At 64.0% G+C, this 378-nt stretch carries 1 protein-coding gene; it reads left to right on the top strand.

Features of this window, described 5'->3' with window-relative positions; translation table 11 throughout:
- Window positions 1-21: 21 nt before the first annotated feature.
- Window positions 22-378 (top strand): hypothetical protein (locus AC1D0P_RS31775; protein ID WP_477680364.1); only part of this gene is annotated, 357 nt, incomplete at its 3' end.

Raw genomic sequence — 378 nt, forward strand, 5'->3', positions numbered from 1 at the left:
GCCGAAGGCGATGGCTATGACATGACACTCGTGCTCATGAGCCGCCATCGCGGCGCCAGCGAGAACTATCTCGCCGACGCCGTGCGCAGGACGCGGCCGGGCGGCCGGACCGTCGTTGCGGGCGCCAAGGAGGACGGTGTACAATCGTTGCGCAAGCGCGTTGCCGCCCTCGGCATAGAGACCGAGCATCTGGCAAAATATCATGCGCAGGCTTTCTGGTTTGCACAGCCAAACGACGCCGATGCGGTCATCGCCGCCTTCACCCAGCCGGAGGCAACAATCCTCGATCGCTTTGCCACGGCGCCGGGCATGTTCTCACACGGCGAAGCCGATCCCGGTTCCGTTTTCCTTGCCCGCTACCTGCCGAAGGGTTTTACC

The organism is Polaromonas sp. P1_G2 (genome assembly GCF_056405515.1).